At 69.6% G+C, this 13,918-nt stretch carries 14 protein-coding genes; 1 reads left to right on the forward strand and 13 read right to left on the reverse strand.

Going from position 1 to position 13,918, the window contains the following annotated elements; all coding sequences use genetic code 11:
* Positions 1-80: 80 nt before the first annotated feature.
* The 11 genes from CHB73_RS09300 to CHB73_RS09350 form a co-directional block, all read right to left on the reverse strand.
* Entirely contained in the window at positions 81-1,388 is a 1,308-nt protein-coding gene (locus CHB73_RS09300) for a (Fe-S)-binding protein (protein ID WP_089274304.1), read from the reverse strand.
* Positions 1,389-2,786 (reverse strand): FAD-binding oxidoreductase, encoded by a 1,398-nt coding sequence (locus CHB73_RS09305; protein WP_089274305.1) that lies wholly within the window; start codon positions 2,784-2,786, stop codon positions 1,389-1,391.
* 37 nt (positions 2,787-2,823) lie between these two features.
* Positions 2,824-3,300, reverse strand: a complete 477-nt coding sequence (gene smpB / locus CHB73_RS09310) for an SsrA-binding protein SmpB (protein WP_089274306.1) — start codon at positions 3,298-3,300, stop codon at positions 2,824-2,826.
* 5 nt (positions 3,301-3,305) lie between these two features.
* A complete protein-coding gene (gene ptsP / locus CHB73_RS09315) occupies positions 3,306-5,090 on the reverse strand; it encodes a phosphoenolpyruvate--protein phosphotransferase (RefSeq protein ID WP_089274307.1) in 1,785 nt (594 codons plus the stop codon).
* Positions 5,090-5,434: an HPr family phosphocarrier protein gene (locus CHB73_RS09320; protein WP_407656610.1), complete on the reverse strand. Its 345-nt coding sequence runs from the start codon at positions 5,432-5,434 to the stop codon at positions 5,090-5,092. The genes ptsP and CHB73_RS09320 overlap by 1 nt, the downstream gene beginning before the upstream one ends.
* A 12-nt stretch (positions 5,435-5,446) precedes the next feature.
* Positions 5,447-6,250, reverse strand: a complete 804-nt coding sequence (locus CHB73_RS09325) for a PTS system mannose/fructose/sorbose family transporter subunit IID (RefSeq protein WP_089274308.1) — start codon at positions 6,248-6,250, stop codon at positions 5,447-5,449.
* Positions 6,251-6,254: 4 nt separating this feature from the next.
* Entirely contained in the window at positions 6,255-7,298 is a 1,044-nt protein-coding gene (bioB, locus tag CHB73_RS09330; RefSeq protein ID WP_089274309.1) for a biotin synthase BioB, read from the reverse strand.
* Entirely contained in the window at positions 7,279-8,202 is a 924-nt protein-coding gene (rsmI, locus tag CHB73_RS09335; protein ID WP_089274310.1) for a 16S rRNA (cytidine(1402)-2'-O)-methyltransferase, read from the reverse strand. The genes bioB and rsmI overlap by 20 nt, the downstream gene beginning before the upstream one ends.
* Before the next feature lies 1 nt (position 8,203).
* The gene (locus CHB73_RS09340) at positions 8,204-9,463 is read right to left on the reverse strand and encodes an HD domain-containing protein (RefSeq protein ID WP_089274311.1); all 1,260 of its coding nucleotides are present in this window, start codon (positions 9,461-9,463) and stop codon (positions 8,204-8,206) included.
* A 76-nt stretch (positions 9,464-9,539) separates the two neighbouring features.
* Positions 9,540-11,072, reverse strand: a complete 1,533-nt coding sequence (gene rlmD / locus CHB73_RS09345) for a 23S rRNA (uracil(1939)-C(5))-methyltransferase RlmD (RefSeq protein ID WP_089274312.1) — start codon at positions 11,070-11,072, stop codon at positions 9,540-9,542.
* A gap of 48 nt (positions 11,073-11,120) precedes the next feature.
* Positions 11,121-11,873 carry a DUF3108 domain-containing protein gene (locus CHB73_RS09350; RefSeq protein WP_235641573.1) on the reverse strand — a complete coding sequence of 251 codons (753 nt, stop codon included), beginning with the start codon at positions 11,871-11,873 and terminating at the stop codon, positions 11,121-11,123.
* A gap of 140 nt (positions 11,874-12,013) precedes the next feature.
* Here CHB73_RS09350 and CHB73_RS09355 point away from each other — a divergent pair, with 140 nt between their 5' ends.
* Entirely contained in the window at positions 12,014-12,508 is a 495-nt protein-coding gene (locus CHB73_RS09355) for a CBS domain-containing protein (RefSeq protein ID WP_089274313.1), read from the forward strand.
* 10 nt (positions 12,509-12,518) lie between these two features.
* On the opposite strand, the gene CHB73_RS09360 is transcribed toward CHB73_RS09355, so the two are convergent.
* Entirely contained in the window at positions 12,519-13,190 is a 672-nt protein-coding gene (locus CHB73_RS09360; RefSeq protein ID WP_089274314.1) for an energy-coupling factor ABC transporter ATP-binding protein, read from the reverse strand.
* Positions 13,187-13,900: an ABC transporter permease gene (locus tag CHB73_RS09365; RefSeq protein ID WP_089274315.1), complete on the reverse strand. Its 714-nt coding sequence runs from the start codon at positions 13,898-13,900 to the stop codon at positions 13,187-13,189. Before CHB73_RS09365 ends, CHB73_RS09360 begins: the two co-directional genes overlap by 4 nt.
* Positions 13,901-13,918 lie beyond the last annotated feature (18 nt).

Genomic DNA, 13,918 nt, shown 5'->3' on the forward strand with positions numbered 1-13,918 from the left:
GCTTGCAGATAACGCCCCAGGCGCGTTCGTCAAGGCGCAAGGGTTCGATTTTCCTTGCCAGGCGGTGCAAGCGCTATGGTTCACGAGCAGCGGACGATCTCCAGCCAATGCCCCACCCTGGCCCCTGCCGGGGCCGTGGCCGCAAGCTGCAGCACGCAGGCGCTGCACCCGGTAAGCACGTATGCCGGGACCGCCTCCGGCGCGGCCGTGAAGCCAAGCGCACCGTCAAGCGTGTCCCAGCAGGCGCGGCCCACGGCACCGGAAAGCTGCGGCGCGGAAAGCTGCATGATGCCGCCAAAACCGCAGCAGCCGCCCTTGGCCGGAGTGCGCAGCCGTGCGCCCAGCAGCCCGGACAGAAGCGCATGGTCCGCATCGCCCAGTCCGTCGCGCACATCCGCGTGGCAGGGGCGATGGTAGCCCACCACGGCGGGCGCGCCGCGCCCGGCCTTGCCCCGCGCGCCCGCAAGCAGGGCCGAAAGCGGCAGCACCGAGGCCCGCCACAGCGCCTCCTCGCCCGCATCGGAAAAAATGTCGCCGCCCGCGCCGACATAGTCCACCAGCCCTTTGCGGCAGGTGGCGCAATAGGCCACGACCAGCGGCCGCCCGGCCTCGCGCCAGGCCGCGACATTGGCCCGACGCACCTCGGCCTGCTCCTGCGGCAAGCCGGCCGCGCCCAGGGTGGACCCGCAGCAGGAAAAACGCGCCGCCACGGGCGCACTGTCCAGCCCACGCAACAGAAACCGCGTCGTTTCGGCCCAGGCCCTTCGCGGTCCGCCGCCCACGCAGCCGTCGAACACGGCCACGGGCCTGCCCCCTGTGCGCTGGCGGCAGGCGTCCACGGGGAAATGGGTGATGCTGAGCCAGGGCGAGAGTCCCGCGCCGGGCCGAAGCCCGCGAAGCCCCTTGAGCGCAAGCCCCAGCCGCTCCGGAACAAGGGCATCGGGCGCAAGCGCGGCGCCCGCGCCAGCAAGTCCCCAAAACGGCGCCAGGCGGGTGATCCACTGCTTCCAGAGCCACTGGCGAAAATCCGGGTGCGCGGCGCGCAGGGCCGCCACAAGGGCGGGCACCGCAACGCCTTGCGGGCACAGCTTTTCGCAGCGGCCGCAGGCCAGGCACAGGGAACAGAGCGCGGCCACGTCGGCCTCGGGCAGCCCGCCCTCGGGCAGGGCGGCGAACTTGCTCGGCCCGGCGAGCAAGGCCTTGGCGCGCGGGGACAGCTCCTCGCGCCCGGTGGCGGCGAACAGCGGGCAGCCCTCCAGGCAGCAGCCGCAGAGCACGCAGGACGGCTGGCGCTGCGGGACCGCGCTGGCGGCCTCCTGGCCGGACAGCTCGCCGGGCTTCTCGACAGCGGCGTCGCCGGGCGTGTCGCCGGGCTTCTTGTCGGGCATTTATGACCACCCCTTGCCGGGGTTCAGGATGCCGCTCGGGTCGAACACCTGCTTGATGCCCGCCATGAGGCGGCGCTCCTCCTCGCCCAGCTGCCACTGCACGTACGGCCCCTTGGTGATGCCGGTGCCGTGTTCCCCGGAAAGGGTGCCGCCCAGGGACAGGGTGAGCCGGAACACGGCCTCCTTGCTGGCCTGGGCGCGCTGGCGCTGGCCCTCATCGGCCGCATCATAGAAGATGTTCACGTGGATGTTGCCGTCGCCCAGGTGTCCGTAGCAGGCCACCTGCACGCCCTGCTCCGCGCCGATGGCCTGGAAGCCCTCCACGGCTTGCGCGGTCTTGCCGCGCGGCACGGCCACGTCCTCGCCCAGCTTGTCCGGCCCCAGGCGGAAGCCCGCGGGGCTCACCAGGCGGCGCAGCTCCCACAGGGGCTCCTCCTCCTTCGGCCCCAGTCCCTTGAACAGGCACAGGGGCGCGGCAGGCGCCAGCGCGGCCTCCAGCCGGGCCATCTCCGCCGCAAGCGCGGCCTTGCCGCCGTCCACCTTGAGCACCAGCACAGCCTGGGTCTGCGCCCCCCAGGGCACGTCGCGAATCTGCCCGATGGCCCAGCAGGCCTTGGAATCCATGAACTCCATGGCCGTGGGCAAAACGCCCGCGCGGAACACGCCGCGCGCGCCCTCCAGGGCCGCCGGAAGCGACGCGAAGCCCGCCAGCACCGTGGCCGAACCTTCGGGCAAGGGCAGCAGCTTGAGGGTCATTTTGGTGATGAGCCCCAGCGTGCCGCAGGAGCCCACGAAGAGCCGCGTCAAGTCCAGGCCCACCACGTTCTTGTGGCTGCGGCCGCCAGCGTCCATGATGCGCCCGCCGGGCAGCACGGCCCGCACGCCCAGCACATAGTCCCGCGTCACGCCGTACTTGACCGCGCGCATTCCACCCGCGCAGGTGGCCACGTTGCCGCCCAGGGTGGAGATTTTGAGGCTGGCCGGGTCCGGCGGATAGAAGAGCCCGCGCTTCTGCGTCAGGGCCTGGAACTCCGCCGTCACCACGCCGGGCTCCACCTCGGCGCAAAAATCGTCGGCGTCGATGTCCAGCACACGGTTCAGGTGCAGGCAGCTCACCACCACCCCGCCGCAAACCGGCACCGCGCCGCCGCTCATGCCGGTGCCGCGCGCACGGGGGACGATGGGCACGGCTTCCGCCTCGGCCCATTTGAGCAGCTCCACCACCTGCCCCTCTTCCCTGGGCCGCGCCACGGCGAAGGGCATGGCCGCCCGGCGGCTGGAGTCCGCCCCGTATACGGCCATGGCCGCAGGGTCGGTGACCAGATCCCCGCCGGGGAACAGACCTTCAAGGAAGCGCAAATGCGCGGGAGTGAGGGAGGAAACCAGAGAATTCGTCATGGGATGCCGTCCGATGCGGACCGCGCCGGGGCGCGCCTTAGTGCTTCCAGTCCGCCAGTTGGCGCTGGGTATCGCGCTGCAGGTCGCGTTCTTTGAGGTCGTCGCGGCGGTCGTGCACGTTCTTGCCGCGCCCAAGCGCGATTTCCAGCTTCACGCGGCCGTTCTTGAAGTAGAGCCGCACCGGCACAACGGTAAGGCCCTTTTGCGCGGCGGAAGCCTGCAGCTTGTCGATTTCCCGGTGGTGCAGGAGGAGCTTGCGCTCGCGCGTGGGGTCGTGCGGGTCCATGCCCGCGTTGGCGTAGGGCGCAATGTGCACGCCCGTCAGCCAGGCCTCGTGGTTCTGGAAGCGCACGTAGCCGTCCATGAAGTTCACGCGGCCCTCGCGCAGGCTCTTGAGTTCAGAGCCCATGAGCACGAGCCCGGCCTCGTAGGTGTCGAGGAATTCGTACAGGCGCCGCGCGTTCCTGTTGCTGGCGATGAGCTTTTCGCCCGCGTGGCGATTGGGATTGGACATGGGGGTTATCCGCCGAGGTCGTCGTTGTCCAGCAGCGACGCAAAGAAGTTAAGTTCTTCAGGGTACTTATGGAAAATCGTGTCGCGCACCAGGCGGTTGATCTTGCCCACGGTGCGGCAGGCCAGCACATCGCGCAACAGCGCCTTGCACTCGCTCATGCGGGCTTGCCGGATGATGCGCTTGATGCCGGGGATGGCCTGCGGGGAAAGGGAGATGCAATCGATCTGCATTCCCATGAGGATGGGCACGCAAAAGGGGTCGCTGGCCACCTCGCCGCAGAGGCTGGCCTCGATGCCGGCCTGGTGCGCGGCGTCCACCACGTGCTTGATGCTCCGGAGCACGGCCGGGTGCAGCGGCTGGTACAGGTAGCTCACGTGGGCGTTGGTGCGGTCTATGCCCAGGCTGTACTGGATGAGGTCGTTGGTGCCGATGCTGAAGAAGTCGACCTCTTCCGCCAGCATGGAGGCCATCATCACCGCTGCGGGCAGCTCGATCATGATGCCCACGGGCATTTCCGCGTTGAAGCGGCGGCCCTGCGAACGCAACTCGTCCTGGGCCTCGCGCAGTTTCGCCTTGGCGCGGCGCACCTCGCGCAGGCCGGAGATCATGGGGAACATGATGGACACGTTGCCGTAGGCGCTGGCGCGGGAAATGGCCTTGAGCTGGGTTTTGAAGAGCTCCGGGTGCTGCATGCAGAAGCGGATGGCGCGCAGGCCCATGGCCGGGTTGGCCTCGTCCAGCGCCCCGAAGCTGGCGATGAACTTGTCCGCGCCCAGGTCCAGGGTGCGGAAGATGACCTTGCGCGGGCTCATGATGGCGGCCAGGTCCGAGTATTTGTCGGCCAGTTCGTCCTCGCCGGGCAGGTCGGTGCGGTTCAGGTAGCTGTACTCGGTGCGGTAGAGGCCGATGCCCTCGCCGCCGTTGTCCAGCACGGCCGCCACTTCCTCGATAAGCTCGATGTTGGCCAGCACCTGCACCCGGTAGCCGTCGATGGTCTCGGCCGGGAGCTGGCAGCCCCGGTAGATCCGGCGCTGATAGTCCTCGAACTGGGCGGCCAACTCGTTGAACTCGGCCAGCTCGTCCTCGTCGGGGTCCACCAGCACGCGGCCGCCCACGCCGTCGATGATGACCAGGTCGCCGTCGCCGACCAGCTCTTCCAGCTCGCCCGCGCCCACCAGGGCGGGAATGCCCAGCGTGCGCGCCATGATGCCCGTGTGCGAGGTCTTGCCGCCCTGCGCCGTGGCGAAGCCCATGATCTTGCCCACTTCGAGCATCACCGTGTCCGCCGGGGTCAGGTCGTGGGCCATGATGATGACCCGCCCCGCCACTGCCAGCTCCGAGCGCGCCGCGCCAAGCAGCCGCGACATGACGCGGTCGCCCATGACGCGCACGTCCTGCAGGCGTTCGCGGATATAGAAATCGTCCAGCAGGCTGAAGGCCTTCTCCACCTCGGCGACGGCCTTCTCCAGGGCCCACTCGGCATTGACGCGCAGCTCGCGCACGAGCTTGGCCGCAGCCCCGCAGAGCTTGGGATCCTTCAGGATCATCAGATGCGATTCGAGGATGTGGCGGTGCTCGGAAAGCTCGGCCGGAATGCGGTCGCGGGCGCTGGCCAGGTCGGCCTCCACCTCGGCGAAGGCGTGGCGCAGGCGGTTCTCCTCGTGCTCCACCAGGGCGGACGCAATGGACTGGCGAGGCACCTCCGCGTGGTGCCTGCGGTTGACGAACACGGCCTTGCCGATGGCGAAGCCCGTGGACACCGAAATGCCGCGAACGATTGCCCTGGCCACTATTTCTCCCCAAACCTGGCGGCAAAGAGTTGGGCGATTTTCTCCACCGCGTCCTGGGCGTCGGCCCCGCTGGCGCGAATCTCAAGGGTGCTGCCCGGCCCCGCGGCCAGAGTCAACACGTCCAGAATGCTTTTGGCGTCCACGGTCTGCCCCGATGCGCACAGGCTGATGTCCGCGGCAAAGGCCTGGGCCTCGCGGGCGATCTGGCTTGCGGGCCTTGCGTGCAGGCCCAGCTGGTTGGTCACCAGCACCTGCCGGGCGCACTGTCCGGCCTCGGAGGCATCGCACGCGGATATTGCGCTCGTCTCGGTCATGATCGTAAATCCGCCGTCCTTGTCCTTCATGCGTCTTGCGGCCTAAGGCATTCCCATGGGCGGCAGGCCTATGGGCAGGTTGTGGGCGCGCCCTGCAAGCCAGGGTATGGCCGCAACCAGGGCCAACACGGCCCCGGCCACAAGCCACCTGGGCAGCACGGGCCGAATGGAAAGCACCCCGGCCAGGGCGAACGCGGCCATGCCCCAGGTCCAGGCGAGGGCGTCCCCCTTGGGGAACAGAATCGCCCACAGCCACAGCAACAAGGCGGCGTTCACATACTTCACGCGCCGCCCCCAGTTGATGAGGTCCCAGCGCTTGAGCGCGGACAGGAAGCTGAAGCCCCTGCGCAGGCCACCGAGAAAAGTGTACACGCGGAAGGCCTGCAGTCCAAGAAAAAAGAGCAGCCCCACGGCCAGGGGCAGGGCGCGGTGCCCCAACAGCAACAGACAGGAGGACAACAACGCCCAGAAGATGAGCAGACTGCCCGCGAACACCGAATCGCCGATGGCGGACAGGGTGTAGCTGGTGGTGTTGCGAATCTTCTCAAGGGTTTCCGGCGGCAGCCTGCGCCCGGCGATGTCCGTTTCCACGGCGAGGAAGATGCCCACCAGACACGGCACCCAGAAGGGATGCGAGCTGAAATGCTTGGCATAGCGCTTGAGGGCCCGCTCCCGCGCCTTGGGTTCCTTGTGGATGATCCACAGCCCTGGCTGCATGGCGTAGAGGATGCCCACGCTCATGAGCCCGCGCGGGTTCATGGACGCGCCCACCAGATAGGTGCGCAGAAAGCACTTGAGGTAGGCCTTGCCCCGCTCGCTCCAGAACCGGTCCCTGAGCCCGCGCATGGTCCTAGCCTCCCTGCCCGGCCACGGCGAGGCCCAGCGCCTCCGCCAGGGCCAAGTCGGCCTCGGGCGGGGTGCCCGCAACGGTCAGGTAGTCGCCGATCATGATCCCGCTGGCACCGGAATCGAAGAGTTCGCGCTGGCCTTCGCCCCCGGCCGCGCCGAACACCAGCCCGCGCCCGCCGCACACCCTGAGCGCCGCCTCCGGCAGCATGAGCCGCAAGAGCGCCAGGATGCGCAGGGCCTCGGACGGGCCAAGAGGCGCGCGGTCCGCCATGCGCGTACCGGCAATGGGCACCAGAAAATTCACGGGCACATGCCGCACGCCAAGCTCCCGCAGGGTGGCGGCCAGCTCGGCGCGCTGCTCCCAGCTCTCGCCCAGGCCGAAAATGCCGCCCGAGCACACGAACAGGCCTTCCTCAAGCGCCAGGCGCACGGCCTCCACATCCTCCTCGTAGCTGTGGGTGGTGCACACCCGGGGGAAAAAGCTGCGCGCCACCTCCAGGTTGTGGTGCACGCCGGAGAGCCCGGCCGCCTTGAGCCGCCGCAGCCGCTCGCGCGTCAGCAGCCCCACGGACACGTCCGGGGCCAGGCCCGCGGCCCGCACAAGGGTCACGGCCTCGCACAAGGCGCGGAACTCCGCTTCCGTGGGCGCCAGCCCGCTGGCCACGATGCCGAAGCGCGTGGCCCCGCGCGCCTGCATGGCGCTGGCGGCGCGGACGATCTCCGCAGGCTCCAGAAAGGGGTGGCGTGGGCTCTGCGTCCTGTGGCGGGAAGACTGGGCGCAGAAGGCGCAGTCCTCGGAGCAGGCGCCGCTTTTGGCGTTCACAATGGCGCAAAATTCCAGGCGTCGGCCCGCGTGCCGCTCGCGAACGGCGCGGGCCCCGGCCAGCAGGCGCGGAACCTCCGCAGCGCCGCCCTGCGCGTTTCCGGCCGCGCAGCAGGCCAGCACGGCCGCAAGCGCGGGGGCGTCCAGGGCGCGGCCCTGCAAGGCCAGGGCAACGGCCCTGTCCAGGGAGTCGTGCGGGGCTTCACCGCTTGAGCAGATCATACACGTCCTTCACTGTGCGTCCAGGCGCGGCTCCGCCAAGACGCTCGACCACCCTGCGGGCCACTTCGCGGGGCTTGCCGCCGCGCGCCTTCTCCTCGGCCAGCACGGCCTCCAGGTCCGGCCCGGTTCCGGCCTCAACGCCCTGGGCCGAGGGCGACGCCGAAGCCGCCCCCGGAACGGGGGCCAGGGCCTCCGGCCCGATGACCACCGTCACCTCGCCCAGCACGCCGAGCCGGGCCTCGTCGAGCCTGCCCAGCCTGCCCAGAATAAATTCCTCGTATTGTTTGGTCAATTCCCGGCACACGGCGAATTCCCTGTCGCCCAGCACACCGGCCGCCAGGGCCAGGGTTTCGGCCAGGCGGTCCTTGCGCTCGAAAAAGACCAGGCTGGCCCCGGTGGCGGCATGGCGGGAAAGCAGCCGCTGGGCCTGGCCCTTGTGCCGGGGCAGAAAGCCCAGAAAGGTGAAGGGCGCCGGAGGCAATCCGCAGGCCGAAAGCGCCACGGCCGGGGCAAAGGGCCCGGGCAGGGAGGCGACGGGCAGCCCGGCCAGCCGACAGGCCCGCACCAGACGGTAGCCGGGGTCGGAGAGCACCGGCGTGCCCGCATCGCTGATGAGCGCCACGCTCTGCCCGGCCTGGATCAGTTCCATGACCTGCGGAATGCGCCCGGCCTCGTTGTGCTCGTGCAGGCTCATAAAGCCCTTGCGCCCGGCCTCGCGCGCAAGGTCCTGGCGGCGGAAGAACAGCCCGGCCCGGCGCGTGTCCTCGGCCAGCACCACCCCGGCGCGGCGCAACACCTCGGCCGCGCGCGGCGAAAGATCGCCCGCGTTGCCAATGGGCGTGGCCACCAGGTACAGGCCCGGCGCCAGCTCGTCCGGGGCGGATGCGTCCAGCGCCTGGTCCATGCTAGTTGAAATCCGCCAAAAGCGCGCCCACCTGGATGCCCATGACCTCCGGCCGGTTCTCGTAGAACTGGCGGATGCGCCAACGGGCCTGGTGCAGCTGCTCGTTGTTGATGCCATTGGTGAGCGCGGTGTCGGCCTCGATGAAGGCGGCCAGACGGTCGCACATCTTGAGCAACGGCCCGTCCTTGGGGTCCAGCTCGTCGCGGTTCATGGGGCCGAGCAGCTCGGCCTCGGTGACGTTGCGCACCTCCACGCCGCTGCCCGTCGGCTCGCGCACGGTGGCGATGAACTCCGAGCCCACCTCAAGCCCCATGAGATAGGAGAGCCGCTCGGCCAGGTCCTCGCAGCCGCCTTGGTTCAGCGGACCGATGATCTTGCGCTCCAACTCCTGGGTCTCATACTGCTTGATGAGTTCGCCGATGGAGGCGTCCGCGCTTTTGACCGGCGAGATGATGTCGCGGGTCAAGAGCTCAGGCAGGTCGTGGAACAGCCCGGCGAAGAAGTTGTTCTGCCGCCGGGCCTGGCAGGCCCCGGCCTCCACGCTGAAGAACCAGGCGTAAGAGGCCACCAGGAACATGTGTCCAAGCACCGTTGTCTCGGGCACGCGGGGGGTTTGCGACCAGCGCTTCTGGAAGCGCAGCTGGCCCGCGCGCGCGGCGAAGCGGCTGAACTCGCCCTCGCCGGAGAGCAGCTCGGCCACGCCGGGAATGTCGGAGAGATCCGCCAGGCGGGAGCGGAAGCTCTCCTCGATCTCCGGCATCTCCTCGTCGTGCGGGTTCATGGGCCGGAGCACGCGGAACTCCGAGTAGGAGGCGTACAGGTGCGCGGCCATGAGGATGCGCCGGGCCAGGGTCTTTTCCTCCGGCTCCATGAGGCTTGCGGTCATGCGCTCCCAGAACTCCGGCCCGAGCGGAGCCAGCCTGGCCTTGAGCTGCGGCAGCACCCACTGGGTGAGCTTCTGGTAGTCCTCGCGGTTTGCCTTGATCTTATAGAACACCGGCGGCTTGATGTCGGTGATGACCAGCCTGTAGAAATAGCTGAACAGCCCGCCCTCGATGACCTCCTCGACCAGGGCCAGGCGCTCGGCCGGGGCCATGTTCGCCGTGACGCGGGTAAGCAGCATCCAGGCGGCGATCATCTTGTGCGCCTGCTTGTCCACTTCCATGAGTTCCATGGGGCGCAGACGGTCGTTCCAGCGCTTCATGAACGCGCCGGAGAACACAAGCTGCAACAGGCTTTTACGGATTACCACGGATGACATGACAGCCTCCTTTGGGCGTCTTGCTTGAAATACCTAGCGCGTTTGCCCCCGGCGGGCAAACCGTCCGGCCGGGCCATCAGCCCCTGGGCGTGAACAGGGCCAGGCACTCGGCATGTGCCGTATGCGGGAACAGGTCCACCGCGCGCACGGCGGAAAGCTCGAAGCCCCCGCCCGCCCCGGCCAAGAGTCCGGCATCGCGCGCAAGGGTGGCCGGGTTGCAGGACACGTAGGCCAGACGCGCGGGCCGGGTGCGGTTCAGCCACTGGATGAGCCCGGCGTCCAGGCCCTCGCGCGGGGGGTCCGCCACCACGGCGTCGGCCCGGGCGAACCCCTCGGGCAGGCGCTCGGGCACGGCGCTCTCGCCGGTCAAGTCCGCGCGCAGAAAGCGGCAGTTGCCCGCGCCGTTGAGCTGGGCGTTGGCCTCGGCGTCGGCCACGGCGGCCGGGTTGGCCTCCAGCCCCAGCACGCGGGCGGCGGAGCGCGCCAGAAACAGCGCAATGCCCCCGCCGCCGCAGAACAGGTCCAGCACCACGTCCGCAGGGCGCAGGTCCAGCAGCTCGCGCAGGCCGGAGTACAGGGCCAGGGCCCCGCCGGTGCTGGTCTGAAAGAAGGCGTCCGCGCCCACGCGGTAACGCACGTCTTCCAGGCCCTCCACAAGGGCGTGCCCGCCCAAGGCCAGCACGGTGCGCTCGGCCTGGGCCAGGCCATCGGCACGGGCGCGCTCGGCGTGGACAAAGCCGACAAGCTTCGGAAAACGCGCCAGAAGCTCCTCGCCCAGGCCGCGGATGGCCTGGGCCGGGGCACTATCCGCCGGAAGGGGCGCGGTGATGAGCTGGGCCAGGAAACGGTCCTCCAGCACGCTGTGCCGCAGCACCAGGTGGCGCAGCAGGCCCAGGCCCGTGCGGCGGTCGTAGGCGGCAAGGCCCGCCGTGCGGCAGGCCGCGCGCACGTTGTCCACCAGTGCCGCCCCTTCGGCCGGGAAAATGGCGCAGGAGGCGAGGTCGAACACGCGGCCGGGGTCGGACGCGCAGTAGAGTCCCAGGCGCAGGCCCTCGCCCAGGCCCTGGAAGGCGAACTCCATCTTGTTGCGAAAGGCCGTGGCGCTGGGCGCGGGCACGGCGGGCAGCACGGAGCCGGGCGTCACCCGCCCGATGCGCGAGAGCGCGTCCAGGATCTGGCGCTCCTTCCATTGCAGCTGGCGCTCGGAGGCAAGGTGCATGAGCGGACAGCCGCCGCACACGCCGAAATGCGGGCACGGGGGCTCCACGGCCTCGGGCGAGGGTTCGAGCACCTCCACGGCCACGGCCTCGGCGTGGCGGCGGTGCACGCGGGAAATGCGCGCCCGCACCACGGAGCCAGGGAGCGCCCCGGCCACGAACACGGCCATGCCCGCGCCCTGCTCAAGGCCCGCCACGCCCTCGGGCAGACGGGCCACGCCCGCGCCGCCAAGGGCCAGGCTGTCGATGCGCAGTTCAAGGGCCTTGCCCTCCAGCGGATGCGCCTCGCGCTGCGGCGCGGACCTGCGCTGCTGGCCGCCCCTGGACGGCTTCTGGGAATGCCGGCCCGAGGCGTGCCCTCTGCCGCCGCGTCCGCTTGCTCTATTCTTCATGCTGCTCCTGGTGTTCGGGTAGGGGGGCGCAACCACATGCGCCCGTCGTCATCTTGGGGGCTCGTAGCCCGTCAGCTCCATGGAAAAATGGCCCACGGCCACCTTGCTCTTCACCCGCACGGGAATGCGCCGGGCGTCGTCGGTAATCCAGACCTGCAGGGTGGCGTCCGGGCTCTTGCGGAACACCCCGCCGATGTCCCGCACATCGGGCTCCACCAGCAGGGTGTCGAACTCGCCCGCCGGGGTCTTCACGCGCTCGCGCCGCACGACCTTGGCCGTGCCGGTGACGCTCTTGTCGCCATCGGTGACCGGGGCGGCGAACTGATAGCCCACGGCCAGCGGCTTGGTGCGGAACAGGAACAGCATGGACAGGGGATCGAAGGTGCCCTGCCGGATGATGACCGCGTTCTTGAGCGCGCCCTTGCTGTAGCGGTAGGCAACATTGCCGTTCGCATCAAAGCGCACCAGGTAGTGGCGCACGTAGTCGCCCTCGCTCTGGTCCTTGCGGTACAGGATGGCGTGGGTCACCTCCGGGTCCACCCAGGACTCTATGGAGTCGCGCACCTTGTAGAACGTGTCGATGAAGGGCGTGCTTTTGGCCAGGGCGCGGAAGTGCAGCGCGGGCCGTCCTTCCACCGGCTCGGAGTCGAGCGTCTCCAGCGTGGCCGATCCCGCCAGGATGAAGGTCCAGTAGAGCTTGTAGCTGAGCTTCTCCCCCGGCCCGAAGGGCAGCGCGGCCGCCTGCGCCGCCGGGGCGGCCAGCAGGACCAGCAGGGCCGCCAGGGTCAGAACGCGCTTCATATACCGCAGAGTGCGGCCTGCGCCCATGATTGTCAAGGCCGCGCCCCCTTGCCTGTCCGGGCCGCGCCGGGCTATGGTGCCGAAGACCGTCCGGCTCCGAACGTTTCCGGGCGGAAACATACCCCTGCGAGGTACGCCGCATGTTGTTTCGCAAACGGGCCTGGGATTTGATGCGTGACGATTTCGCCACCGTGGACGAGGCTGCGAGCCTGGCCGAGGCCGTGCGCGCCCTGCGCGCAAGCCAGAAGAAGGCGCCGGAAAACAACGTGGTGCTCGTCATGGGCAAAAGCGGCGGCAAGGACGTGCTCAAGGGCGTGGTGAGCGTGTGGACGGTGCTTGCCGCCCTGGACGAGAATGTTCTGCGCGATCCGGAGCTCAAGGTGGCGCGCGAGGGCGACTTCGACAAGGCCTTCGCCAGGGCCAGCGCCGTGTGCACCCACACCCCGCTGGACACCCACATGGAGCCCGACGTGCCCACGCTGAAGCCCAACGACCCCATGCCCGTGGTGCTGGAGCTGTTTCTGCGGCGCAGGCGCGGCTGGGCCGTGGTGCAGGAAAACGGCAAGGTCCTTGGGGTGATCCTGGTGGCCGACCTGTACAGGGAGCTTTCCGGCGACATCGCCGCCGCGCTGTAAGCTGCCGGGCTTACAGGCCGGACACGATGCGCCCCTCCTCCAGGGTCAGCACCGTGTCCGCGCAGGAGCTCAACCACTCCAGGTCGTGGCTGGCGATGACAAGGGTTGCGCCCTGCTCCGCGCGGGCGGCCAGCACGGCCTGCTTCACGTGCTGCACGCTGGCCCGGTCCAGCCCTGCGGTGGGCTCGTCGAGCAAAAGCGCCAGGGGCGAAAGCACCAGCCTGGCGGCCAGGGCCACGCGCCGGGCCTCGCCGCCGGAAAGCCGCCGCCAGCTGCGCCCGGCATATTCGCGCGCGCGAAGCCCCACCTGCTCCAAGGCCCAGGCGATGCGCTCCGGCGGCGTGGGCAGGCCGCGCAGCTTCAGGCCATAAGCCACGTTGGCCGCAACCGAGCGCGAAAGCAGGCAGGTATCCTGTCCAAGAAGCACGGCCTTGCGCCGCAGCAAGTGCGCCGAGCGCCAAGCCCTGGCGTCCACAAGCGCGCCGTCGAAAACCATCTCCCCCGCGCGCGGCATGAGCTGAAAGCCCAGAAGCTTGAGCAGGGTGCTCTTGCCCGAGCCGTTGTGCCCGGCCAATCCCAGGATGCCCCCGCGCGGAATGTCCAGCCGGGGCACGAAGAGCGCGGTCCCTTCCGCGCCGTAGGCGGCCTCCACGCCGCGCAGGCCATACAGCGGCGCGCTCATGCCCGGCCCCGCCAGTCCGCGCCGGAGCGCAGACGCAGCAAGCCCACCAGCACGTTCACCGCCAGGGCCACCAGCATGAGCACGATGCCCAGCGCGATGCCCGTGGCGAATTCGCCCTTGCCGGTTTCCAGCGCGATGGCCGTGGTGATGGTGCGGGTGTGCCACTTGATGTTGCCGCCCACCATCATGGCGATGCCCACTTCGCTGACGATGCGGCCGAAGGCCGAGGCCGACGCCAGCGCCATGGAGAAGCGCGCCTCGGCCAGGGTGGCGCACAGAAGCTGCCAGCGGTCCGCACCAAAGGCCAGCACGGTCTGGGTCAGGCGCACGTCCGTAGACTCGACCGCCGTCGCGGTCATGGCGGTGACAATGGGCAGGCCGAGCAGGGTGAGGCCTACGGCCATGCCCGGAACGGTGAACAACAGGCCCCACTCGCCCAGCGGCCCGCGCGTGGTGAACAGCCCGTAGACGATGAGCCCGATGACCACCGTGGGCAGCGAGAGCATCCAGTCCACAAACAGTCGGACCGCGCGGCGGCCGGGAAAACGGAAATGCCCCAGGGCGAAGCCGAGGGGCAGCCCCAGGGCAAGGCTGGCGGCCAGGGCCAGGGCCGTTACGCCGGCCGTGGCCCAGACCGCCGAAAAGGTCTCGGGGTCCAGGGCCAGCAGCAGCGCCACGGCCCTGGAAAACCCCTCGCTGAAGAAGTCCACGCTGCGCAGGGCTCCCGG

Source organism: Humidesulfovibrio mexicanus, assembly GCF_900188225.1.
Taxonomy (GTDB): Bacteria; Desulfobacterota; Desulfovibrionia; order Desulfovibrionales; family Desulfovibrionaceae; genus Humidesulfovibrio; species Humidesulfovibrio mexicanus.

Coding starts and splice junctions, on each gene's coding strand:
- CHB73_RS09360 (WP_089274314.1), bottom strand. CDS start 13,190: ATGAGCGCGCCGCTGTATGGCCTGCGCGGCGTGGAGGCCGCCTACGGC.
- CHB73_RS09300 (WP_089274304.1), bottom strand. CDS start 1,388: ATGCCCGACAAGAAGCCCGGCGACACGCCCGGCGACGCCGCTGTCGAG.
- CHB73_RS09325 (WP_089274308.1), bottom strand. CDS start 6,250: ATGCGCGGGCTCAGGGACCGGTTCTGGAGCGAGCGGGGCAAGGCCTAC.
- CHB73_RS09350 (WP_235641573.1), bottom strand. CDS start 11,873: ATGAAGCGCGTTCTGACCCTGGCGGCCCTGCTGGTCCTGCTGGCCGCC.
- bioB (WP_089274309.1), bottom strand. CDS start 7,298: ATGATCTGCTCAAGCGGTGAAGCCCCGCACGACTCCCTGGACAGGGCC.
- CHB73_RS09340 (WP_089274311.1), bottom strand. CDS start 9,463: ATGTCATCCGTGGTAATCCGTAAAAGCCTGTTGCAGCTTGTGTTCTCC.
- rlmD (WP_089274312.1), bottom strand. CDS start 11,072: ATGAAGAATAGAGCAAGCGGACGCGGCGGCAGAGGGCACGCCTCGGGC.
- rsmI (WP_089274310.1), bottom strand. CDS start 8,202: ATGGACCAGGCGCTGGACGCATCCGCCCCGGACGAGCTGGCGCCGGGC.
- CHB73_RS09305 (WP_089274305.1), bottom strand. CDS start 2,786: ATGACGAATTCTCTGGTTTCCTCCCTCACTCCCGCGCATTTGCGCTTC.
- CHB73_RS09320 (WP_407656610.1), bottom strand. CDS start 5,434: ATGAAGGACAAGGACGGCGGATTTACGATCATGACCGAGACGAGCGCA.
- CHB73_RS09355 (WP_089274313.1), top strand. CDS start 12,014: ATGTTGTTTCGCAAACGGGCCTGGGATTTGATGCGTGACGATTTCGCC.
- smpB (WP_089274306.1), bottom strand. CDS start 3,300: ATGTCCAATCCCAATCGCCACGCGGGCGAAAAGCTCATCGCCAGCAAC.